Origin of the sequence: Pseudodesulfovibrio indicus (assembly GCF_001563225.1) — a bacterium.
Classification (GTDB): Bacteria; Desulfobacterota; Desulfovibrionia; order Desulfovibrionales; family Desulfovibrionaceae; genus Pseudodesulfovibrio; species Pseudodesulfovibrio indicus.
This window is the reverse complement of the sequence record NZ_CP014206.1, coordinates 2,093,274-2,114,399: the sequence shown is the minus strand read 5'-3', so window position 1 is coordinate 2,114,399 and position 21,126 is coordinate 2,093,274. Positions and strand designations below refer to the sequence as shown.

Sequence of the window (21,126 nt, the reverse complement as noted above, 5' to 3'; positions counted from 1 at the left end):
CGCGGCCTGGCGTTTCGGCTGCATTGCTGCTACGCATCATCGATGTTCGGGACCATACTCCTTTCCGTGACCGCCCTGATGGCCGCCTACGTGTTCTGGCGCATGGGCTCCGTTCCGTGGCTGGGGTCCCTGCACTGGTCCGCCCGCACCGGGCTGGGGCTCTTCGCCTGGCTGGTCGTGGCCGGCGGCCGGACCCTGGGCCGGAGCAACGCCGGTTTCTGGGCCTTCGGGCTGGAAACGGCGGGCATGGCCCTTCTGGTGATTCTGTTCCTGTCCTTCCTCCTGCTCCTTGCCGTGGACCTGATCACGGCCTGGGGGTGGCTGCTGCCCAACATCGCCCCGCTGCTGCGCGGCCTGGCCCTGACAACGGCCCTGCTCCTGTCCGGCCTGGCGCTGGTCCAGGGCCTCCGCGCCCCGGTGGTCACCGGATACGAAGTCGTCATGGAAGGGCTGCCGCCGGAACTCGACGGCACGGTGGTGGCCGGGATGTCCGACCTCCACCTGGGCAGGCAGCTCGACCCGGACTGGCTTGAGGCCCGCGTGGCCCAGGTCGCGGCCCTCGAACCGGACATGATCGTGCTCCTGGGCGACATCCTCGAAGGACGCTCCGACGGCCTGGACCAATTCCTGCCCGCCATGCGAAAGCTGCGCGCCCCGCTCGGCACCTATGCCGTGCTCGGCAACCACGACAACCACGGCCGGACCGAGGCCAACCAAGAGCTTCTGGTCCGGGGCGGCTGCACGGTCCTGATCAATCGCGCGGAGTCCCCGACGCCGGGGCTGGTGGTGGCCGGAATCGAGGACCTGACCACCCACGCGCGGCGCGGGAAGGCCAACAATCCGCTGGCCGAGGCCCTGGCGCACCGCCCGGACGGCGCGACCATCCTCCTGTCCCACACCCCCCTGCGGCTTCCGGAAGCCGCGTCCTACGGGGTCGGACTGATGCTCAGCGGCCATACCCACGGCGGCCAGGTCTGGCCCTTCGGGCTCCTGCTCCGGCTGCGCTACCCGCTCATCGAGGGGGAAGAAAAATTCGGTCCCATGACGGCCATCGTCTGCCGCGGCACCGGGCTTTGGGGGCCGCGCATGCGCCTCTGGAGCCCCGGTGAAATCCTCAAGATAACGCTCCGATCCAAGTAAAAACGCGCCCGGCCTTCCGACCGGGCGCGTCCGTTGCCGTCGCTCGCTCATCCGCAGCCGAGCATGGCCCGCCGGAGGGTATGCGGTTCCTCCGGTTCGCGCAGCTCGCGCTCCGAACCGTCCCGCGAAAGGCCGGATTCGGTCATGCGCCGCTGGATGACCCGCTGCTCCCGCAGCCAGTCCGGCGAGATCTTGCCCTGCTCCACTGCCATGATCGAATCGCCCAGGAACAGGGCCTCGTCCAGGTCGTGGGTGACGTGCAGGATGGGGATGCTCAGATCGCCCTTCAACTCCTTGAGGCAGGCGCGCAGGTTGCGCCGGTTGGCCACGTCCAGGGCCGAGAACGGCTCGTCCAGGAGGAGCAGCACCGGCTCGCGGGCCAGGGCCTGACAGAAGGCGGCGCGCTGGCGCTCGCCCCCGGAGATGGCCGTGGGTTTGCTCGCGGCCAGATGGCGGATGCCGAACATGGACATCAGTTCGTCCACCCGACTGTCGTCCGGCGCGGCAAAGGCCACGTTCTTGCGGATGTTCAGGTGGGGGAACAGGGTGTAGTCCTGGAAGACCAGGCTCAGTCCCCGCTTGCGTGCGGGCACGAAGACCCGCTTGGCGGGATCGGCCCAGACCATGTCCCCGAAAGAGATTCTCCCCCCGTCGGGCTTCTCCAGCCCGGCCAGCAGCCGGATCAGGGTGGTCTTGCCCGCGCCGGACGGACCGATCACCGCCGTGATCTCGCCCGGCTTGCAGGTGAAGTCGAGGTCCAGGTCGAAGTGCTTGAGCCGCTTTTTCATTTCGGCACGGAGCATCATGTGCGCCTCGCATTGATCTTGTTGATTATCATGAGCACCGCGAAACAGACCGGGACCAGGGCGGCGGACATGAGAAAGGCGTCGTTGAAACGCAGCGCTTCCACGGCCTCGAAGATGGCCACCGAGGCGACCTGGGTCTGGCCCGGGATGGATCCGCCGACCATCAGGATCACCCCGAACTCGCCCAGGCTGTGGGCGAAGACCAGGATGGACGCCGCCGCCAGGCCGCCGAGGCAGTTGGGCAGGACGATCCGGAAGAAGGCGGCCAGGGGCGACAGGCCGAGCACCGCCGCGCTCTCCAGCAGCCGGGGATCGAGCTTCTCCAGGGAGGCCCGCAGGGGCTGGACCGCGAACGGCAGGTTGAAGACCAGGGAGGCTATCAGGATGGCCGAGAAGCTGAAGACCAGACGGTCCCCGGTGACGTCCTCCCACGTCGCGCCGATCACGCCCCGGGGTCCCATGACCACCAGCAGAGCGAAACCGAGCACCGTGGGCGGCATGACCATGGGCAGGGTGATGATCGCGTCCAGGACGCTTTTTCCCCTGAACCTCCCGAAGGCCAGCAGGCTGGCCATCGGGGAGGCCAGGACAGGAATCAGCAACATGGTCCAGAAGGCCAGCTTGGCCGAGAGGATCAGTGGCGTCCAATCCATGGGGTTACTTGTATCCGTACTTGAGCTTCAGGGCCTGAACCTCGGGGGTGTTCAGGAATTCCACGAACTTCTTGGCCGCCTCGGGATGGGGGGCGGACTTCAGAATGCAGGCGGCCTGGACGACCGGCGGGGCCTCGTCGACCACAGTGAAGCAGCCCTTCTTGCCCTCTTCGGTGAAGACGGAGGAGTAGGCGCAGAAACCCGCGTCGGCGGCGCCGGTGGAGGCGAACTGGAACGCCTGGGAGATGGACTGGCCGAAGACCAGCTTGGGCTGGACCGTGTCCCATACGCCCACGGCCTGCATGGCCTTCATGGAAGAAGTGCCGTAGGGCGCGGTCTCGGTGTTGGCGATGGACACGCGCTTGACGGCGGCGTTCTGCACGGTCGCCTTCCAGTCGTCACCGCAGAAATCCTTGTTGGCGGACCACAGGACCACCTGGCCCTTGGCGTAGACGAACGGCTTCTCGGCCAGCCCGTCGGCGTAAAGCTTGTCGGGGCGCTTCTCGTCGGCGGCCAGCAGTATGTCGTAAGGCGCGTTGTTGACGATCTGGCCGTACAGCTTGCCGGTGGAGGCGTAGGTGGCGTCCACCTGGAACCCGGTGGCCTTCTCGAACAGGGGGATGATCTCCTTGAGGACCGGGGTGAAGTTGGCGGCCTGGGCCAGGAACAGGTCCGCGGCCAAGGCCGCGTTGGGGATGAGCAGGCAGATTGCTAAAACCAGCGAAACGATCCTTTTCATGACAACTCCTGAAATTGCAGATTGTTTTCGGTCGGGATACGGCTTTCACCGTACCGTCTTCTTACTGACGCCGGCCCGTTTCCCTCAAGCCGGTCACGCGAACACCCAAACGCGTGACACTCGGCTCCCCGGCATCAAGCTCCTCCCCCTTTTACCCGACATAAATGAAAATAGTGCTTGCCAACAGGCCGGTTCTTTTATAGACAGACTCTTCCTGAACGTGCCGAAGTGGTGGAATTGGTAGACACGCTAGGTTCAGGGTCTAGTGGGAGTATTCCCGTGGAAGTTCGAGTCTTCTCTTCGGCACCATGAAAGAACAAGGGCTGCAACCGTAAGGTCGCAGCCCTTTTTCCGTTGCTGGGGAGACCGGCTAGGGTCCGAATACCCCGTAACGGCGGTTGATGGCCTGGATGGTCCCGTCGCCGTTCATCTGGTCCAGAAGCCGGGTCAGTCTGTCTTGCCACTCCTCCTTGCCCACCAGGGTGGACGTCCTGGACAGGACAAGGTAGGCCGGAATTCCCTCTCTCATCCGTTGCGGCAGCACCACGATCCGTTCCGCGATGTTCAGCCGCCTGGCATAGTGGAGCATCGCCTCGGGGCTGCCGATCACGGCGTCGAGCCTGCCCGCGTCGAGCATCTTGATATTGGTCATGCGCATGTCGTCCGTCTCCACGAGACGAATCCTTCCCGTTACCGCGGCTTCCTGGAACGGCTCGCTCACCCAGACGCTGCGCCCCTTGCCTACCGTCTTCCCGTAGAGAGACTCCAGGCCCGTATAGGCAAACTGCCGGTCCGCCCTGACCGCAACGCCGAGCTCGTCGAAATGGACCCTGCCGGTGTACAGGCAGAAGCGCTTCCGCGCCTCGGTCTCATAGGCCGCGAACGCGCCGTCCAGGGAGCCCTCCTCCAGCCCCAGTATGACCCGTGCCCAGGGGAGCGTACTGATCCGAACCTCGAATCCGCCCCGCTTGGCCAGCTCGTTGATCACGTCGATGGAAATGCCTGTCAGTTTCCCGTTCTCCAGGAACGCATACGGAGGGAGGTTGTCCACGGTCGCGAGCCGCAGGGTGTCCGCGGCCGCACCGGCCCGTCCGAACCCCACAAGGCACGCCAACATCAGGAAGAAAACGATGCGCCAATTCATGTATCCGGACTCCAAAAGTTCTTGCAACCAGCGTTCACGCCGCATTTCCGGCGGTCATCGGCCTCGACCATGCACGATTCCAAGCTGGCACCCCATGATAAATTATCCTGAACGGGGAAATGTACACCCGCCCGGCGCACATCTTCTCTTGACTATATTGGTCCGACGAAGAATCATAGAAGAATCAAGAAACCTCAATAGGCCGTAACCGCCGCCCGACGCGACCGAACCGGAGAACGCACCATGTCCGACAAACGATTTGTTGTCCTGGCTCTGTTTCTTCTCTTCCTGCTCCTCGCCGGGGTCTCCCCGGCCCGGGCTTCCGAACCGGTCGGGACCGTCACCGTGGCCAACGGGCGCTGCGTGATCCTCCGTGGGGGGCAAAGCCTGGACGCGGCGGTGAACCAGCCGGTCATGCTCAAGGACGAGGTGGATACCGACAAGGGCGCTGAACTGAGCATCCTGTTTTCGGACCAGTCCCGGCTGACCCTGGACGAATCCAGCCACGCGGCCATCGACACCTACGTCTTCAACGACTCCAACGCGGAAGTGTTGTTCAAGTTCACCAAGGGCACCTTCCGGGCCGTGACGGGCGAGATCGTCAAGGCCAATCCGGAGGGGTTCAACATGGAGACTCCCCTGGCCACACTGGGCATCCGGGGCTCCGATATCTACTCCATCGTCAAGCCGGACGAAGAGGAGGCGGGCGCGCTTGAGCTGGGCGAGGGCCACGCCCTGGAGATCAAGACCTCGAAACAGACCATGCGCATCACCAAAAGCGGCATGCGCACGCGGATCCTGCCCACGGGCGTCATCTCCATGCCCACTACCATCCCGCCGAGCATGTTCAACGCCATCCTGCGCCTGGGCGCGTCGGCCCCGAGCGCCCCGGCCCCGGCCGGGAACACGGCCCCGGCGCAGTCCAGGTCCTCATCCGAGGCTCCGGCTCCGGCACCGACGCGATCGTCCTCCGACCCCCAGGCCCCGACCACGTTCGCGGCCCCGGTCGACGCCGCGCCCACGGCGCCCGTCCCGATGCTGAAGACCGCCCCCACCGGCACCGCGACGGTGGCTCCGACGCTCAAGACCCCGGCGACCACGACCGCGCCGACTGTGAGGACGCCCGTGACCACTACCCCCACGGTGAAGACGCCCGTGACCACCACACCGACGCTCAAGACCCCGGTGGTGCAGCCGGTCATCACGCCGACCGTACCCACGGTAAAGACGCCGGTGGTGGAGCCCAAGCCCACGGTCAGGCCGCGCATCAGGCAATAGGGTGAATCAGGAACCCGCCGCCACGCGCCACGCGCCGCCCGTCCGGTAGCCGAAGGTCACGGGACGGAACAAGTCCGGCGCGGGCGAAAACAGCCCGAGCAGCCGGAAGAACACCGAAGAGACCATCTCGCGATCGGTGACGGCCACGAAATCCGCATGGCGTGAAAAGACAAGATAGGGGTCGGCCAGAGACGCGAAATCGAACTCCGCCGGGTCCCTGTCCGTACCGTCCAGGACGCTCCCCACCGCTTCATACCCCTTGGCGATCATGGCCTCGGGAACGGTCACGGCTCCCGCCCCCTCGTCATAGGCGAACCCTCGGGCCGCAAAGAGGTCCAACCGGTTTCGCACGGGCGGGACCTGCTCGTCGTAGACATGGGCGAAGGCGTAGAGATAGCCCGTCGCGCCGTAGACCCGCGCAGGCAGGACCAGGGCAACCGGAGGGCCGCCCCGGTCATCCTCGCGGACCAGGGATTCGGCCAGCTCCGCCGCGTACCGCTGCCAGCCCGCACCCCGCCGGGACTCGTCGAACCGGGGGAAGGTCGCGGCGAAATGGCGCATCCAGGCCGCACCCCGGGCAGGTTCGGACAGCATGAGCGGATAGGCCGCCGCGAAGCAGGTGGTCCCGGTCTGGGAGCCGCCGTCAAAGAACGTCTTCATCCCCGTAAGATACTGAAAGAAATAACCGTAGTCCCACCACGTCCAGATGACCGTGTCCGCTGAAAAGGACCGCTTCACAACCTCGGCCAGTTCGAAATCCGCACGCTGGAAATAGGGTTCGGGCCGGTAGCGGCTCAGGTTCGCCGCGCTTCCGGCCAACAGGACCGCCAGGGCCGCAAAGGCGCAGGCCGCTCGCAACTGCCCGCGCCCGACCCGGCCGACGTAGGAATCAATCTGGTCGAGGCAGAACGCCGTGCCGTAGGCGGCGTATACGGCGGCCACCGGCACGAACAGCGGGATGAACCGCTGGGAATACAGGGAAGCCGCCCCGAAAAGCCAGCCCGAAGCCAGAAACAACGCCCGCGCCCGGCAGCGGAGGACATGCACCACGGTGCCGAGCAGGGCCGGGACCAGCAGCCAGGACGCGCCGAGCGCCCGATGCCCCAATTCGGCCACGCTCACCCCGGCCAGCTCGCGCACGGCGCTGCCGAGCAACCCGCGGTCTCCCCCGCCGAAGGCCAGGTCCGCGTGGGCCGCCACATAGGCCCCCACCCCGGAAAACGGCTTCACCCCGGCCGCGGCCAGCCCCGCCGCGAGCAGGACTCCGCCGATGATGGCGACCTTGAACGCCCCGTCGCGCCGGTTTCGGGGAGGATATACCGCGTAGAGCAGCAGAAAACCGAGGCAAAGGTACGCGCCGGGCCGCCACCAGAGCCAGGTCACAGCCGTGGCCAAAATGTAGGCAGCCACCCAGGCTGGGGCCGGACCGGCCGAGAACCGGCGGACGCAATATAGCGCGAGGAAGGACAACCCCACGGCCACCCCGTCCGTGTCCAGGAACCCCACATGGGTGCGAACCACCCAGTACGGGGCCAGGACCGCCAGGAGCGGCGCGGCCAGGATCGTGAACCGCGACCGGGTGTCCGCCGCCCACGGCAAAACCGCCAGGAACATGGCCAGCCCGGACAGCGGCCCGGCGCAGGCCGCCAGGAGATGCAGCAGAGCGCGGTCGGTCCCGGCGAACAGGGCCAGGAGGTGCGGCAGGAGCATGGACGGGCGCGGGTCGGTCAGGGCGTCGGTCAACCAGGCCCCCTGCTCCGCCAGCGCCGTTGCCCGGTCCAGATGGAAATAGCCGTCGTTGTTCCCCACGGCCGGGACCCCGTCCAGGACCATGGCGTTGTCGGTCAGCCATCCCCAGTGGAACCAGGCCACGGCCAGGATCGCGGCTACGCCCAACGCCATCGCCGCCAGGACCGCCGGGGCCGGGGACGGTGGGCGGACTTCGCCCTTCATCGCAGCGCCTCCAACTCGGCCAGGGCCTCGGCCACGGGTTCCCGCCAGTCGCCGTCGTGACCCATGCCGGGGACCACCATCACTCGCGCCCGGCTCGCGTCGCTCATACCGGCGACGAACCGCAGGGCCATGGCGGGCGGAATGATCTCGTCATCCGCACCCGCAACGTGAACCTGGGGGATGGACTGCACCCGACGGACGAAATCCATGGGGTTCAGGGAGTCGGCAAGGGGCGAAACCCGATGCTGGTCGGTCCACCAGGCGTGGTCGAGATTCCCGGCCACGGTGACGATCCCGGTCACGTCGTCGCGCCTGGCGGCGAGCAGCACAACCAGGGCCCCGCCGCCGGAATAGCCCACCAGCTCCACGCGTTCGGCCCCGGCCTGCCCCTTGGCCGCGTCCACGGCCAAGGAGAGGTCGCGGACCACCGGCTCGGCGTACCGCGCCGAGGTCCAGAACCGGATGACGCAGTTACGCCGCCCGCCCTCCTCCGCATATTGGCAGGGCCGGGCCAGGTAGGCCACGGCCGAAGACGGGTCCGCCGCCGCCAGCTCGAACCCCTCGGCGCGCCTCGGCGTGGGGTCGCTCGACGGGCGGGTCCGGGTCAGCCACGCCCGGCCGTCGCCCTCAATGTAGACGCGCAGGGTCGCGCCGCACCCGCGCCCGAACCAGCGCAGGTCGAAGGTCTCGCCTGCCAGCACGTGGGCGCTGAAGCCCTGTTCCGGCGCCAGGGCGTCTATGGGATACGGACCGCCGCACCCGCCCAGGAACAAGCCGAGGAGCAGCAGAAGGGAAAGGGGCCTGAGAAAACTCCGGGACATGGCGGTCAGGTCAGGTCGTCCCGGTCCGAATCGCCGGGAGACGGGTGTTCGAGGTCATGGAGCCTGGCTTCGACCCCGGCCAGCTTCTGGGCCAGGATGCGCAGCCTGCGCTCCTGCCGGGTGCGCTCCAGGTCCATGGTCAAGACCTTGACGAAGAGCAGGCACAGGGCCACCACGATGGGCAGAACCGGCGGATAGTGGATGCCGAGCCGCTCCCCGGCCCAGTCGGCCACGGACGGAAACAGCCCCAGGACGGCCATGCCGCACGCCGCCGCCAGCCACCAGAGAATTTGCCAGCTCCCGAGCCGCTGCCGCCGCACGAGCAGGAGGATGACCACGGCGAAAGACAGGGCGATGACCGCCGCCGCGAGATTAGCCTGCGTCATAATCCCTCCAGTCCGCGACAGGCGCGGGCGCGGCCAACCAGTGCGAGAGGACGCCCAGGCCGGTCTTGACCAGGTAGGCGGCCACGTCCCTGCGGTTGGAGAAGACCCTGGAGCGGCCGCTTTGCCGAGGGCGCATGTCCACGGGCAGCTCGGCCAGGGACAAGCCCCGGCGGTGCAACAGGAGCAGGACGCCGAGGTCCTGGTAATCGTACAGGGCCGCCTCCGGGGTGAGCACGCAGCGGACCGCGCGCGGGGAATAGAGCCGCAACCCGGAAGTGAAGTCGCGCACCGGAAGGCGCGTCATGGAGGAAAAGAGGTTCCAGGCCCATTGCCGGGCCGGTCCGCCGCGCTGCGGGCAGCTGCCGACCACCACGTCCGCGCCGGTCGAGGCCCCGTGGGCCAGAAGGGCCGGAATGCAGTCCGGATCGTGCTGGCCGTCGCCGTCCATGGTCAGGAATCCGGGATACCCGCCGCGCTTCACGGCGTGCAGCAGCCCGGCCAGGGTCGCGTTCCACGCCCCGCAGCCGAACGGCATGGTCAGGACCTCGGCCCCGGCCTCGCGGGCCGCCCGCCCCGACCCGTCCGAGCTGGAGTCGTCCACCACGATCGCGTCGCAGCCGTGGCCCAGGACGCCGCGCACCACCTCTCGGACGGTCGAGACCTCGTCGAGGACGGGAATGATCACGGCGGGTTTCACTTTTCCATGCATGACCATCAACTACTCCGAAAGACTGTCCGCTGACAACCCGGCCTGGGCCGGACGCAAAAAAAGGGGCGGCCAAAGCGCGCCCCCTGAAAAGTCCGCGCCGGGCGCGGGCTAGAATTCGTACCGGAGGTTCAGCTGTCCCCGATAGGACTCGAACTTCTGGCGGCCCATGCCCATGCCGGTCTCCAGGTTCAGGATGAACTGGTCCGTGGCGTACCAGTTGGCGCCGAGCACGCCCTCGAACTCGTCATAGTCGGAGTCCACCGGGGTGGACGAGACGCTGGCGTCGTAGAAGTAGCGCAGGGAACCGTAGGGCTCAAGCCCGTTCAGGAAGAAGTAGGACGCCTTGGCCTCGCCGTTCAGCTGCCCCAGGTAGCTGTCCGGGTTGGCGATGGTCACGCCGCCCCTGGAATAGGTGGACAGGTCGCCGTGGACGTACATATAGCCGACCCGCCCGCTGAACATCCATTCGTCCAGGAGATAATACTGGGACAAGCCTATGTTGGACAGGTAGCGGCTGGAGTCGTAGTGCCCCGAGTTGGTCCCGTCGTCGTCCTTGTAGCGCGAGTCGGTATAGGCGAAGGCCGCGTCGAGGATGGTATAATCCGTAATATTGTAGGCAAGATACGGCATGAGCGTCCATTCGTAGTCCGTGGTCAGGCTGCCGTCGTCCGTGCCGCCGCTCCAGCCTTTCTTGTCCAGGTCGAGGTAGCCGTAGCCCACGGCCAGGCCGAGGAGCAGGTCCGACGTGGCGCGGTAGTCGTAGCCGAGCATGGCGTTGTAGGCGTTGGCGTCGTATTTGCCGCCGTCCGCCGTGCTCTTGAAGTGCATCAGGGAACCCATGCCCCAGATGCCGAACGTGTAGCCCTCATCGTCACCTGCGGACAGGCCCAGGTCCTCGCCGGTCAGGGAAAAGGCGAAGTTGCCGTTCTTGTCGATGGAATTCCGGGAGATTTGGTCCAGCCCGGCGGGCCGGGGTGCGGCGATGGTCGCAATGCGGGTCTGGACGATGTTGGTCAACGCCTGGCTGCTGGCGCGGACGATGTCCTCGTTGGCTTGCTCCTGCCCGTTGGTCTCCGCAAAGGCGACGGTCCCGAAGAGCATCAGGACCAGAACCAGACATGCGCACAGCGTCCATTTCACAGGGAAAGCCTCCTGCCGAAGATCGCAACACCAACGGGTGGATTCTACCACTTCAAAAATCCATTATTACATATTCCGGAATGGGGAAATTTGTCAACGTGGCGCAAGGGCCGGGTCAGTCGAGCCAGGCGGCAGTCGTCTCCCTGGCCGTGCGCGTCCAGGTGAACCGCTCGGCACGCTCAAATCCCAGCGCGCGCAGCCGCTCCCCTTCCTCCGGACATTCGATAATCCGGTCCATGCAGGCCGCGAACCCGGCCGCGTCACGCACGTCCGGCACCACCAGAGCCGCCTCGCCGCCCGTCTCCGGCAACGCCCCGGCGTCGGCCACCACCACCGGGCAGCCGCACGCCATGGCCTCGATCACGGGCAGCCCGAACCCTTCGTAATCACTCGGCACGACGAGCAGTGCAGCGCTTCGGTAGAGTTGGGCAAGCAGCCGGTCCGAGACGTAGCCAAGGTCCACCCTGCCCCGACTCCCGACAGGGGGAGCGGCCCAACCGGCCCAGCCCACGGTGACCAGCGGGAGGCGCGACCGCGTCCCGGCGAGGGCGGCCACGGCCAGGTCCGCGTTCTTGCGCGGGTCACCGGTACCCACGAACAGGACGTAGCGCTCCGGCGTTCCGGCGCGGTCCAGGAGCGAGCGGGCCTGCGGATCGTCGCCCTCGTTGAACAGGACCGGGTCCACTCCAGGCGCCGTGACCCGGATGCGCGCGGGGTCCAGCTTGAGATGCTCGACCATCTGGCGCCGGGTGAACTCCGAGACCGCGCAGAAGGCGTGCGCCAGCGCCAGCCGGTCCTTGAAATAACGATTGAAGTAGCGAACCCGCTCCCTGGGGTGAAACTCCGGATGGAGCAGCAGGGAGAGGTCGTGCACCGTGAGTACGGTGCGGGCAGCGCCGTTGACGAAGGGGAAATACCCGGCCTCGTGATAGACGTCGAAACCGCGACTCGCCCCGGCGAACCGGCGCTCGGTAACAACGTGGCGGGCCAACCGCGCGCCATAGGCCACGGGCCAGGGCATGCGCCAGAGCAGCCGCCCGACCCGCTCGAGCCAGCCGGGCGGTCCCGGCTCCGGGGGTATCGGGGACACCGCGTTCCCGGTGAACCAGACCGGCCGCACCCCGCACGCGTCCTCGCCCAGCCCACCGGCCAGCGCACCGGCCAGGCCGCGCTGAAACCGCCCTATGCCGGTGCCGACAACGGTCATGGGCAGCGCGTTGACGATGACTTCCTTCATGCCCCCTTATTTCACGACTCGGGACATGAACGCAATGGGGACAACCCCTTGCCCGGTATCGCAATCCGTCGTACCACGGAACCATCATGCGCATCCTGCACGTCGGCAAATACGCCTTTCCGCACCGGGGCGGCATCGAGACCTTTGTCCGCGACTTGGCAGTGGAACAGGTCCGGTCCGGCCACGAGGTGACGGTCCTCTGCCACGGCTCAGCCCAGGGCGGGCGTAGCGGCGGCGAGGTCCGCGACGGGGTCAGGACCGTCCTGGCCCGGACCGTGGCGACCGTGGGCTTCGCCCCGCTCTCCCCGTCCTTCCCCCGCCTGCTGCACAGCCTCGTCCGTCAGGGCGGGTTCGACGTGGTCCACCTGCACCTGCCCAACCCGGCGGTCCTCTTCCACCGGCTCGTACCCCGAGCCCTCCCCCTGGTGGTCCACTGGCACGCCGACGCGGACACCGCGCCCGGCCTGGCGCCGCGCATCCTCTACCCGGCTTACAGCCGCTTCGAACGGGACTGCCTGGTGCGGGCGGACCGCATCGTGGCGACCTCCCCCCGTACCTCGATTCCAGCCCGGCGCTGGCCGGGTTCCGCCCCAAATGCGCGGTGATCCCGCTGGGCATAGACCCGGCCCGGTATCCCGAACCGGCGGAGATCGAAAAGCCGCGCCGTCCGCTGGTGGTCGGCGTGGGACGTTTCACTTTTTACAAAGGATTCGAGCTGCTTGTTCATGCCGCGAAGCTGGTTTCGGCGGCAGACTTCGTGATCGCGGGCGATGGGCCCAAGTACGCGGCGGCCCTGCGTGAGCGGGACCGGCTCGGCCTGGAGGACCGGGTGCTACTGCCCGGCGAGGTCCCGGATCACGAGCTGCACCGGCTGCTCCGGCACGCCTCCCTGCTCTGCCTGCCCTCCACGAACCGGGCCGAGGCCTTCGGCATGGTCCTGCTCGAAGGCATGCGCTACGGACTGCCCCTGCTGACCACCTCCATCCCCGGCTCCGGCACGGACTGGGTGAACCTGGACGGGGTCACCGGCAGGACCGCGCCCCCCGCCGCCCCCGAAGCGCTGGCCGAAATCATGCGGGAGATGCTCGGCTCCCCCGAAGCGCTGGCCGCCATGGGCATTGCCTCGCGCCGCCGGTTCGACGAACGGTTCGCCATCCGGTTCGCGGCCCGCGAGCTGGAGGAATTGTACGGAGAAGTCGTCAGCCGTTGCTGAGGCCCACGGTGCGGAACATCTCGGCCAGCCGGGCCTGCCAGCCGTTTTCCCGCAGAAACGTCTCGCGCCGCGCACGATTCGGGCGGCGGTCGGCGGCCATCCGGACGGCCTCGGCGAACCGCCCGGGCCCGTCCCCGAACTCGGCCCAGCCCGCCAGCCCCGCGCGCAGACCGCCCACCGGCGTGGATGCCACGCCCAGACCGGCGGCCACATATTCATAGAACCGCAGGGGGCGCTCCACAGCGGCCATGCGCGGACTCTCCCGGAAGGGCAGCAGCCCCACGCCATACCCGGACAGCAGGGACGGCACGGCGTCGTGCGCCACCGGCGGCAGGAACCACAGGTTGGACCGGCCGCGTCCGAACCCTCCGCCCACGCAATGGATCTCCCAGTCCGGCAACAATCCGGCGACCCTGCGCAGCAGGTCGAGGTCAAGCCAGGGCGACCGGTTGCCCAGGCAGACGGCCCGCTTTTCCGCCCCCGGCACGGGAGACGTCCCCGCAAACAGTTCGGCGTCCACCCCGTTGGGAACGAGGTCCGCCGGGGTGGACGGCGCGGTTGCCGCCGCCCACTCCGCCAGCGGCCGGGACACGGCCCAGACCCGCTCGTACAGCCCCCTTGCAAGGCGGTCTTCGAGCGCGCTCCCCAGGACCGGCGGCAGGCCGGACAACCCGTCCGGCGCGTCGTTCAGGCGGAGGATTAAGCGGCGCGCCCGGACCAAGGGGAGGTAGGCCATGGTCGGCCCCACGTCGTGGACGCACAGGTCGTAGGCCCGGGATTGGAAGAAACCTGCCGCTGGCAGCCGCACGGCGCGAAGGGCGACCCGGCCCGGAACGAAGAACCGGTGGACCGGCACCGGAGAGAGAAAGGCGAATTCGCGCAGCCCGGGGACCGGCTCGGTAACGGGGGCGCGGCCCAGCCGGGGCCAGACCCGCGCCAACCGCGCCAGCCGTTCGCGCCCCAGGACGTCCAGGGGCGAGGACGGCACGGAGAGGTAGTCCACGGACACGCCCGAGCGTGCCAGCCCCTCGGCGATGTACTGAATGCCCGTCCTGCGGTGCGGGGCGTCGAAGGAATGAACGCCGAGGACGACGGCGGTGACAACGGGCTTCGGGCGAGGCACGGCGGTTCCCGACCTCACTCCCCGCTCGGAGAGTTGTCGGGATAATCGTCCGGGGCGGACAGGCCGGGGTTGGCGGCCAGCCACGACTCCGACCCCTTGCAGAATTCGGCGTAGCGATCCAGGACCTCGCCCACGGGACCGTCCATGAGCACCCTGCCCCGTTCCAGCCAGACCACCCGTTCGCACAGCCGCCGGACCTGGCCCGCGTTGTGCGAGACCACGACCACCGCGCCCGCCTCCCCGCGCAGGGTGTCCATGCGCTCCTCGGCCCGCAGCCGGAAGGATTCGTCGCCCGTGGACAAAACCTCGTCGAGAATCAGGACGTCCGGGCGCACGGCGGTGGAGACCGCGAACCCCAACCGGCTCTTCATGCCCGTGGAATAGGTGGACAGCGGCTCGTCCATGAAGTCGCCCAGCTGGGCGAAGGTCTCGATCTCCTCCATGCGGGCCAGGACCTCGCGCCGGGACATGCCCAACAGCACCCCGCTCACCAGGACGTTCTCCCGCCCGGTCAGCTCCTGGCGGAACCCCACGCCGAGCGCCAGGAGATGCACGCTGCCGTTGATCGCCACGGTGCCGCCGTCCGGGGCCAGCACCCCGGCGCAGACCTTGGAGAGCGTCGATTTGCCAGACCCGTTGCGGCCCACCAGGCCGAGGGATTCGCCGCGAGAGAGCGTCAGGTCCACGCCGCGCAGGGCCCAGAACCGGCGGGAGCGCCGGAGCTGTGGATTCCTGCCCAGGATGGAACGCGCGGGGCGGCGGTAGTACAGCCCCACGTTTTCCAGGCGCAGCAGTCGGTCGTTTCCGTTCATCCGGGCCTCACAGATGCTTCATCACGTTTTGACGGTTGGCGCGCAGGACCGCGAGGGCCAACTGGAGCAGGACCAGGCCGCCCGCCAGGGCCGCCAGGAACGGGGCCGTATCGGGGGATGTCCCGTCCAGGATGGCCCCGCGCATGGCGGTGATGCCCCAGGCCATGGGGTTGAGCCCGTAGACGGCCTTGACCAGCTCCGGCACCCGGTCGCTGCCGGAGACAGCCGCCGCCGGATAGAGGACCGGAGAGAGGAAAAATCCGGCGCGCAGCCCGTAGTCCGCGAACTTGGACACGTCGGGCATGAAGACCACGAACACGGAGAGCAGCGCGCCCAGGGCCAGGGCGTAGAGGCCCATGACCCCCAGCACCGGGAAGAGCCAGAGGGTTGCCGGGCCGATGCCCGTCCAGTGCCAGGCCACGATGATGGCGCAGCCGATCAGGGCGAAGAACAATTGGATCAGGACCGGGACCACGGTGAAGGTCTCCGGCGGGACCGTGCTGTGCGAGAGGAGCTGCCCGTTGCGCCGAAGGGAACCGGCGGTCAGCAGCACGGTGCGGGCGAAGAACTGCCAGCAGACGATGCCGGTCAGGGCGAAGAGGTGGTAGTCCGGGCCGCCCCGGCCGAAGACCAGCCGGACCATGAAATAGTACACGCCCATCATGAACAGCGGGTCGCAGATCCACCACAGCCAGCCCAGCCGGGTGGTGGCCACGGTGGTCTTCAGTCCCACCCCGCACAGGGCGGCCAACGCGTCGCGGTGGCCGGTCAAGGTCCTGGTCAGTCGCAGCATGGAAAACCGATACCCCCTCTCCCCGCTTTCCTCAACAAAACAGCCCGGTCGCGTCCGTGGCGAACAACCGGGCAAAGGTCTCCGGGTGCAGGGACGCTTTGAGCAACCGGTATCCCTCGAAGGAACATTCCTCGATCAGCAGGGTGTCCACGCGGAAGAACGTTTCCAGCCGGTTGAGCTGCTCCCATTCGCCCTTGATGCTGACCACCGGCCCGTCCTCCACGGTGCAGTAGGCCACCAGCCCGCCCAGCTCGCGGACCAGCCCGTAGCCGCGACCGTCCAGCCCCTGGCGCGCCCGCTGTCGAAGACCAGCCCGGACACGCGGTCCAGGAATTTCCGGGAGTAGAACCGGCCCGCGCCCAGCGGCTGGAACGCCTTTTCCCAGCGGTAGGAGCACTTGAGGAGCATGGGGTCGAATCCCGGCGCTTCGCCGTGCACCAGCCAGCCGGTGACGCAATAGAAATCCGGGCCCACCCCGGCGGGCTTGGCCAGGTCCGCTTCGCGGGACCGGACCACGTGCTCTATGAGCCTGTGAGACAGAATATCGTCGCTGCCGGTGATGGCGTAAAGGTCGGCGTCGTACAGCCGATGGGCGGCGCGAACGCAGGTCTGCCACTTACGGCCCAGGGGCGCGTTGTCGCAGACCAACCCGGACACCCGCCCGGTCTCCCCGGCCAGACGCTCCATGAACCCCCGGTCCTCGTCCGAGCTTCCGGCCAGCATCCAGTGGACCGCCACGTCGGCGTGCAGGGACTCGCGCACCACCAGCTCCAGGACCTCGTGCCTGCCGTGGAAGGCGCAGCACACGACCACCGGACAGCGGACGCGCACGGTCTCCAGGTCCCCGATACCGACGGTCCCGCCCGTGCAGAGGATGACGGGGCCTTCGGGTTCGGCCAGGTCGTGCCCGCCAACCGGCCCGTGCGACGGCTCGGATGCGGCCTCCGGTTCCAACGGCTCGATCACCGCCAAGGTTTCCAGATCCGGCTCCGGACTTTCTTTTGGGCCGGGCCCCGAGGCGGGCTGAGCCTTCGGCGGCGGGGGCGCTGCGAACAGCCCCGGCAGCGGGTCGTTGCCCGCCATCCGGTCATAGACGGTGCGCACCCGGACGTAGAGCGGCCGGTAGACACGATACGGGAGGATTCGCTCCAGGAACTTGGCGCACCCCCTGAACAACAAGAGGAGCGGCGAGAAATCGCTCATCACGTCTCCTCCGGCCCGAAGGCCCGCTGCCACTGTTCGAAGGCGAAGCAACAGGACCCCAGGCAGATGCGGTCCCTCCCGGCCTGCGGGTGGTCCTCCTTGCCCAGGGCCAGGCGTCCCGACGCTTCGGCGCGAGCCAGGGCCGCCGGTCCCAGGGAAGCGATATCCTCGTGCAGCGGGCTGTAGAGGCTGAACCCGACCTTGGGACGGTTGAAGAGCGCTTCGGGCAGCAGCCCGGCCAGGTGCTCGCGCAGGGGCGACTTGCGGCCGAACCTGGCCGTGACCAGCCGCTCAGGGGGCCAGGACAGGACGCCCTCCACGATGCGGTGGTCCAGGAACGGCAGCCGGACCTCCAGCCCGGCGGCCATGGACGCCGCGTCCAGGGTCGGGTTCAGGTCGAAGAGCACATAGGTCATCAGCTCCAGCCAGCGGTGGTTGGCCGAGGGGGAAAAGTCGGGCAAAGAATACTCGGCCAGGATGCGCCGGCCTATGTCGCGCAGGGAGGGCGGACGCAGGTTGGCCCCCTCCATGCGGAAGTGGCGCGCGTCGCGGAAAATATGCGCCAGCTGTCCGTTCAGAAAGGTACAGGATGCGCGCTCGTGAAGCGGCAGGAAGGACGGCGCGTATCCGGGCATGGGCGTGCGCGGATAGCCGTGGAACAGCTCGTCCGCGCCGTAGGCGCTGACCGCCATCTTGTACCCCGCCCGGCCGGCGGCGCGGGCCGCGGCGTGGGGAATGCCGCAACTCATCAACGGTTCGCCGTGCTGGGCCACGACCCGCGACACGTCCTCGCGGTGCCCGGCCAGGTCCGGCTCCACGCAGACCAACCCGCGCCCGAACGCCCCGGCAACGGTCTCGGCATACCGGGTCTCGGGCGAGCGCAGGTGAATACAGTCGAGATCCATGACCGAGGCCAGAAACGAGGCATTCACCCCGCCGCTCAGGAACAGGGCCGAAGGAACATCCGCCGCTCCGTGCTCGCGGACCACTCCGACGAGGTCCTCCACGGTGAAGGCCGGATTGGGAGTCGGCCTCCAATAGCGGACCGTGGTCACCTTCCCGTCCGGTGCGCAGCGCAGATAGCTGGCCGTAGGCACCCGCTCCATGCCTGCGAAGACCGTGGACCGGGTGAAGGGCGCGCCCAGGACGAAGAAGGAGGCCAGGGCGGGCTCGTGGATCGGCCAGGACACCCCGGGCGTGGCCCGGACCATGGCCCCGGCCGAGGAGGCGAAGCACAGGGAACCGTCGTCCAGCCGGGCCATGACCAGCGGCTTGATGCCCATGCGGTCCCGGACCGCGTAGAGCGCCCGCTCCCGCCTGTTCCAGGCCAGGAAGGCGAACATCCCGGCACAGCGGTTGAGCGCCCGGTCCAGCCCCCACTCCCCGATGGCCATGAGCAGCGCCTCGGCGTCGGACTCGGTGCGGAAGACGCAGCGGTCCCCCAGCTCGGCCCGGATGTCCCGGTGGTTGAGGATTCGGCCGTCGAAGGAGAGGACCCAGTCGCCGGACGCCATGGGCTGACCGGAGCGGGGATCCGGGTCGATGATCGCCAGCCTGGTGTGGGCCAGCCCGGCCTCCCGGTCCACGAACACCCCATTCCCGTCCGGACCGCGCGGCTGCATGGCCCCACGAAGCCGTCGAGGATCGCCTGGTGACGAGCCTCGAGGGGGATGCCGCCGGGATTCAGTATGCCGCCGATTCCGCACATGATCGCCTCGCGCCGGGTTCGGACCGGGCCGAACCCGGTGCCGTAGCCCGCCTTAACCGCCATTGTTCTCGGTTTTGCACACCTACTCCGTTCCGGGATTCCTGGCAAGGGAGCGTGGACAGTCCGCCGGAATCTCGGTAGATTCTTCGTCACGGACCAGAGGATCGCAGCCAAGGCAGCGCCCTGCCCCGCCGCGCCGTGCTTCCCATGACGGCGAGCGCAGGCACCCCGGCCCTCTCCGCCCGCCTGAAAATAATAAAACGTTGCCCGCAGATTATATTTTTAAATTACGGTATAGTGCCGTACGGATTGTGTCGATAGAAACACCCAGACCACAACCAGCCATGAGGATACCATGTTCGCCGATCTCAGCTTGAAAGTGAAGGTTCTGGCCCTGGCCCTGCTCGGGCCGCTTATCGTCGCCTTCGTCCTGTCCGTCCACCAGGTCGTGCAGATCCGCATCGACGCGGAGGAGGGCATCGTCGAGCAGAGCCGCGCCCTGATCCTCATGGCCGAGGCGGCCCGCGAGGAGATGGCCAAGAAGCTGAACCTGGGGTTGATGATTCCCTTCAACCAGATCGATTCCAGGGAAAAGCTGGTGGAGGCCATCCCGGTCATCACCGCCATCAACATGGCCCAGCGCAAGGCCGAGGAGCTGCAATACAAGTTCCGGGTGCCCAAGGTGGCCCCCCGCAACCCCGCCAACAAGCCCACTCCCCTCGAAAACGACGTCCTGGCCGAGCTGAAGGCCAAGGACCTCAACGAGAAAGTGCTCATCGAGGACCATCAGATCCGCTATTTCCGCGCCATCCGGCTGACCAAGGATTGCCTCTTTTGCCACGGCGACAACAAGGGTGACCGCGATCCCACCGGCGGCATCAAGGAAGGCTGGAAGGAAGGCGAGATCCACGGCGCCTTTGAAATCATCACCTCGCTCGAAACCGCCAAGGCGAATATCCTGCGCGCCGAAATCTACGCCGCCGTCGAGACCCTGGCCGTTCTCCTGGCCGTGGGCATCCTGGCCTGGATCCTGGTCAAGCTGATCATCGTCCGGCCCCTGCTGCGCATCCGCACCTACGCGGAGTCCGTGGCCGAAGGCGACCTGAACGCCGAGCCGGAAGGCCATTTCGCCGCCGAGCTGGGCGTGGTCAAGAACGCCATCCAGACCATGGTCGGCAACCTCAAGGCCAAGATGTTCGAGGCCGACCAGAAGAAGCAAGAGGCCGAGCAGGCCAAGGGCGTGGCCGAAGACGCCATGGAACAGGCCAAGGCCCAGGAGGCCCGGTCCGTCGAGCTGCTCACCACCATGCAGCGCATCGCCGGAGAGGCCTCGCTCATCGCCGAGCAGGTGACCTCCGCGGCCGACCAGCTGTCGTCCCAGGCCGAACAGGTCAGCCGGGGCGCGGACGTCCAGCGCGACCGCACCACCCAGACCGCCACGGCCATGGAAGAAATGAACGCCACGGTCCTCGAAGTCGCCCGCAATTCGGCTTCCTCCGCGTCCTCCGCCGCCAATGCCCGCGAGCAGGCCCAGGAAGGCGCCAAGGTGGTCCGCGAGGCCATCGCCGCCATCCGGGAGGTCCACGACCTGACCGCCACCCTCAAGAAGTCCATGAACCAGCTGGGCAACCAGACCACCGACATCGGCCAGATCATGAACGTCATCGAGGACATCGCGGACCAGACCAACCTGCTGGCCCTGAACGCGGCCATCGAGGCCGCCCGCGCGGGCGAGGCGGGACGCGGCTTCGCGGTTGTCGCGGACGAGGTCCGCAAGCTGGCCGAAAAGACCATGGCCGCCACCAAGGAGGTCGGCGACGCCATCCAGGTCATCCAGGACGCGGCGTCCGCCAACATCCGCAGCGTGGACCACGCCGCCGAGGCCGTGGAACAGGCCACCGACCTGGCCAACCGGTCCGGCGAATCCTTAGAGTCCATCGTCCACTACGCCGACGAGACCTCCGGCCAGGTGCAATCCATCGCCACCGCCGCCGAGGAGCAGTCCGCCGCGTCCGAAGAGATCAACCGGGCCGTGGAAGACATCAACCTCATCGCCAGCGAAACCGCCGAGGGCATGAACCAGTCCGCCGAAGCCATCAACGAGCTGGCCCGCCTCTCCAACGAGCTGCGCCAGCTCATCGAAGAAATGAACTCCAACTAGCCTCTCTCGACAAACCAACATAAAGGGCCGCCAAGCGGCCTTTTTTGTTGGGGAAGAAGCGTTGTTAAACAGCACATCCTCTCTCGTCCCCCAAACCTCGCGCAGCG

20 protein-coding genes and 1 tRNA gene are annotated in these 21,126 nt (G+C 67.6%); 6 read left to right on the top strand and 15 right to left on the bottom strand.

What is annotated here, in order from left to right; genetic code table 11:
* Nucleotides 1-42 precede the first annotated feature (42 nt).
* Nucleotides 43-1,140 carry a metallophosphoesterase gene (locus tag AWY79_RS09320; RefSeq protein WP_066802802.1) on the top strand — a complete coding sequence of 366 codons (1,098 nt, stop codon included), beginning with the start codon at nt 43-45 and terminating at the stop codon, nt 1,138-1,140.
* Between the two features lie 47 nt (nt 1,141-1,187).
* Here AWY79_RS09320 and AWY79_RS09315 read toward each other — a convergent pair whose 3' ends face one another.
* From AWY79_RS09315 to modA, 3 genes are read right to left on the bottom strand one after another with little or no spacing between them, the layout of a single operon-like run.
* A complete protein-coding gene (locus tag AWY79_RS09315; protein ID WP_078063733.1) occupies nt 1,188-1,946 on the bottom strand; it encodes an ATP-binding cassette domain-containing protein in 759 nt (252 codons plus the stop codon).
* The gene (gene modB, locus AWY79_RS09310) at nt 1,943-2,599 is read right to left on the bottom strand and encodes a molybdate ABC transporter permease subunit (RefSeq protein WP_066802801.1); all 657 of its coding nucleotides are present in this window, start codon (nt 2,597-2,599) and stop codon (nt 1,943-1,945) included. The genes AWY79_RS09315 and modB overlap by 4 nt, the downstream gene beginning before the upstream one ends.
* Before the next feature lie 4 nt (nt 2,600-2,603).
* Entirely contained in the window at nt 2,604-3,338 is a 735-nt protein-coding gene (modA, locus tag AWY79_RS09305) for a molybdate ABC transporter substrate-binding protein (RefSeq protein WP_066802799.1), read from the bottom strand.
* Nucleotides 3,339-3,560: 222 nt separating this feature from the next.
* Here modA and AWY79_RS09300 point away from each other — a divergent pair.
* Nucleotides 3,561-3,647, top strand: a tRNA-Leu gene (locus AWY79_RS09300).
* Nucleotides 3,648-3,708: 61 nt separating this feature from the next.
* Here the strand turns inward: AWY79_RS09300 and AWY79_RS09295 are convergent.
* On the bottom strand, nt 3,709-4,482 hold the full coding sequence (locus AWY79_RS09295; protein ID WP_158509885.1) for a substrate-binding periplasmic protein: 774 nt from the start codon (nt 4,480-4,482) through the stop codon (nt 3,709-3,711).
* 243 nt (nt 4,483-4,725) lie between these two features.
* Here AWY79_RS09295 and AWY79_RS09290 point away from each other — a divergent pair, with 243 nt between their 5' ends.
* On the top strand, nt 4,726-5,760 hold the full coding sequence (locus tag AWY79_RS09290) for a FecR family protein (protein WP_066802795.1): 1,035 nt from the start codon (nt 4,726-4,728) through the stop codon (nt 5,758-5,760).
* Between the two features lie 6 nt (nt 5,761-5,766).
* Here AWY79_RS09290 and AWY79_RS09285 read toward each other — a convergent pair whose 3' ends face one another.
* From AWY79_RS09285 to AWY79_RS09260, 6 genes are all read right to left on the bottom strand, one after another.
* Nucleotides 5,767-7,713 (bottom strand): hypothetical protein, encoded by a 1,947-nt coding sequence (locus tag AWY79_RS09285; protein WP_066802793.1) that lies wholly within the window; start codon nt 7,711-7,713, stop codon nt 5,767-5,769.
* On the bottom strand, nt 7,710-8,534 hold the full coding sequence (locus AWY79_RS09280) for an alpha/beta hydrolase family protein (protein WP_066802791.1): 825 nt from the start codon (nt 8,532-8,534) through the stop codon (nt 7,710-7,712). The genes AWY79_RS09285 and AWY79_RS09280 overlap by 4 nt, the downstream gene beginning before the upstream one ends.
* Nucleotides 8,535-8,539: 5 nt before the next feature.
* Complete coding sequence (locus AWY79_RS09275) at nt 8,540-8,920, bottom strand: DUF2304 domain-containing protein (RefSeq protein ID WP_066802789.1); 381 nt, start codon at nt 8,918-8,920, stop codon at nt 8,540-8,542.
* Nucleotides 8,907-9,629: a glycosyltransferase family 2 protein gene (locus AWY79_RS09270; RefSeq protein WP_158509884.1), complete on the bottom strand. Its 723-nt coding sequence runs from the start codon at nt 9,627-9,629 to the stop codon at nt 8,907-8,909. Before AWY79_RS09270 ends, AWY79_RS09275 begins: the two co-directional genes overlap by 14 nt.
* A gap of 108 nt (nt 9,630-9,737) precedes the next feature.
* The gene (locus AWY79_RS09265) at nt 9,738-10,769 is read right to left on the bottom strand and encodes an autotransporter outer membrane beta-barrel domain-containing protein (protein WP_066802785.1); all 1,032 of its coding nucleotides are present in this window, start codon (nt 10,767-10,769) and stop codon (nt 9,738-9,740) included.
* A 115-nt stretch (nt 10,770-10,884) separates the two neighbouring features.
* A complete protein-coding gene (locus AWY79_RS09260) occupies nt 10,885-12,006 on the bottom strand; it encodes a glycosyltransferase family 4 protein (protein WP_066802784.1) in 1,122 nt (373 codons plus the stop codon).
* Between the two features lie 86 nt (nt 12,007-12,092).
* Between AWY79_RS09260 and AWY79_RS09255 the strand changes: the two genes are divergently transcribed.
* Entirely contained in the window at nt 12,093-12,611 is a 519-nt protein-coding gene (locus AWY79_RS09255) for a glycosyltransferase (protein WP_066802782.1), read from the top strand.
* Nucleotides 12,608-13,219, top strand: a complete 612-nt coding sequence (locus AWY79_RS09250; RefSeq protein WP_066802780.1) for a glycosyltransferase — start codon at nt 12,608-12,610, stop codon at nt 13,217-13,219. The genes AWY79_RS09255 and AWY79_RS09250 overlap by 4 nt, the downstream gene beginning before the upstream one ends.
* Here AWY79_RS09250 and AWY79_RS09245 read toward each other — a convergent pair.
* The 5 genes from AWY79_RS09245 to AWY79_RS09225 all read right to left on the bottom strand — a co-directional run bounded on the left by AWY79_RS09245 (nt 13,206) and on the right by AWY79_RS09225 (nt 18,772).
* Nucleotides 13,206-14,342: a glycosyltransferase family protein gene (locus AWY79_RS09245; protein ID WP_066802778.1), complete on the bottom strand. Its 1,137-nt coding sequence runs from the start codon at nt 14,340-14,342 to the stop codon at nt 13,206-13,208. The genes AWY79_RS09250 and AWY79_RS09245 overlap by 14 nt on opposite strands.
* Before the next feature lie 14 nt (nt 14,343-14,356).
* Nucleotides 14,357-15,154, bottom strand: a complete 798-nt coding sequence (locus AWY79_RS09240) for an ABC transporter ATP-binding protein (RefSeq protein ID WP_066802776.1) — start codon at nt 15,152-15,154, stop codon at nt 14,357-14,359.
* A 7-nt stretch (nt 15,155-15,161) separates the two neighbouring features.
* Entirely contained in the window at nt 15,162-15,947 is a 786-nt protein-coding gene (locus AWY79_RS09235; RefSeq protein WP_066802773.1) for an ABC transporter permease, read from the bottom strand.
* Nucleotides 15,948-16,082: 135 nt separating this feature from the next.
* Nucleotides 16,083-17,150 carry a protein kinase family protein gene (locus tag AWY79_RS09230; protein WP_066802772.1) on the bottom strand — a complete coding sequence of 356 codons (1,068 nt, stop codon included), beginning with the start codon at nt 17,148-17,150 and terminating at the stop codon, nt 16,083-16,085.
* Complete coding sequence (locus AWY79_RS09225; protein WP_078063729.1) at nt 17,150-18,772, bottom strand: asparagine synthetase B family protein; 1,623 nt, start codon at nt 18,770-18,772, stop codon at nt 17,150-17,152. The genes AWY79_RS09230 and AWY79_RS09225 overlap by 1 nt, the downstream gene beginning before the upstream one ends.
* 441 nt (nt 18,773-19,213) lie before the next feature.
* On the opposite strand from AWY79_RS09225, the gene AWY79_RS09220 reads away from it, so the two are divergent.
* Nucleotides 19,214-21,019, top strand: a complete 1,806-nt coding sequence (locus tag AWY79_RS09220; RefSeq protein ID WP_066802770.1) for a methyl-accepting chemotaxis protein — start codon at nt 19,214-19,216, stop codon at nt 21,017-21,019.
* Nucleotides 21,020-21,126 lie beyond the last annotated feature (107 nt).

Excerpts from the sequence above, each read along its gene's own strand:
- AWY79_RS09320 (WP_066802802.1), top strand. The coding sequence starts at position 43 with ATGTTCGGGACCATACTCCTTTCCGTGACCGCCCTGATGGCCGCCTAC.
- AWY79_RS09315 (WP_078063733.1), bottom strand. The coding sequence starts at position 1,946 with ATGATGCTCCGTGCCGAAATGAAAAAGCGGCTCAAGCACTTCGACCTG.
- modB (WP_066802801.1), bottom strand. The coding sequence starts at position 2,599 with ATGGATTGGACGCCACTGATCCTCTCGGCCAAGCTGGCCTTCTGGACC.
- modA (WP_066802799.1), bottom strand. The coding sequence starts at position 3,338 with ATGAAAAGGATCGTTTCGCTGGTTTTAGCAATCTGCCTGCTCATCCCC.
- AWY79_RS09295 (WP_158509885.1), bottom strand. The coding sequence starts at position 4,482 with ATGAATTGGCGCATCGTTTTCTTCCTGATGTTGGCGTGCCTTGTGGGG.
- AWY79_RS09290 (WP_066802795.1), top strand. The coding sequence starts at position 4,726 with ATGTCCGACAAACGATTTGTTGTCCTGGCTCTGTTTCTTCTCTTCCTG.
- AWY79_RS09285 (WP_066802793.1), bottom strand. The coding sequence starts at position 7,713 with ATGAAGGGCGAAGTCCGCCCACCGTCCCCGGCCCCGGCGGTCCTGGCG.
- AWY79_RS09280 (WP_066802791.1), bottom strand. The coding sequence starts at position 8,534 with ATGTCCCGGAGTTTTCTCAGGCCCCTTTCCCTTCTGCTGCTCCTCGGC.
- AWY79_RS09275 (WP_066802789.1), bottom strand. The coding sequence starts at position 8,920 with ATGACGCAGGCTAATCTCGCGGCGGCGGTCATCGCCCTGTCTTTCGCC.
- AWY79_RS09270 (WP_158509884.1), bottom strand. The coding sequence starts at position 9,629 with ATGCATGGAAAAGTGAAACCCGCCGTGATCATTCCCGTCCTCGACGAG.
- AWY79_RS09260 (WP_066802784.1), bottom strand. The coding sequence starts at position 12,006 with ATGAAGGAAGTCATCGTCAACGCGCTGCCCATGACCGTTGTCGGCACC.
- AWY79_RS09255 (WP_066802782.1), top strand. The coding sequence starts at position 12,093 with ATGCGCATCCTGCACGTCGGCAAATACGCCTTTCCGCACCGGGGCGGC.
- AWY79_RS09240 (WP_066802776.1), bottom strand. The coding sequence starts at position 15,154 with ATGAACGGAAACGACCGACTGCTGCGCCTGGAAAACGTGGGGCTGTAC.
- AWY79_RS09235 (WP_066802773.1), bottom strand. The coding sequence starts at position 15,947 with ATGCTGCGACTGACCAGGACCTTGACCGGCCACCGCGACGCGTTGGCC.
- AWY79_RS09230 (WP_066802772.1), bottom strand. The coding sequence starts at position 17,150 with ATGAGCGATTTCTCGCCGCTCCTCTTGTTGTTCAGGGGGTGCGCCAAG.
- AWY79_RS09225 (WP_078063729.1), bottom strand. The coding sequence starts at position 18,772 with ATGCAGCCGCGCGGTCCGGACGGGAATGGGGTGTTCGTGGACCGGGAG.
- AWY79_RS09220 (WP_066802770.1), top strand. The coding sequence starts at position 19,214 with ATGTTCGCCGATCTCAGCTTGAAAGTGAAGGTTCTGGCCCTGGCCCTG.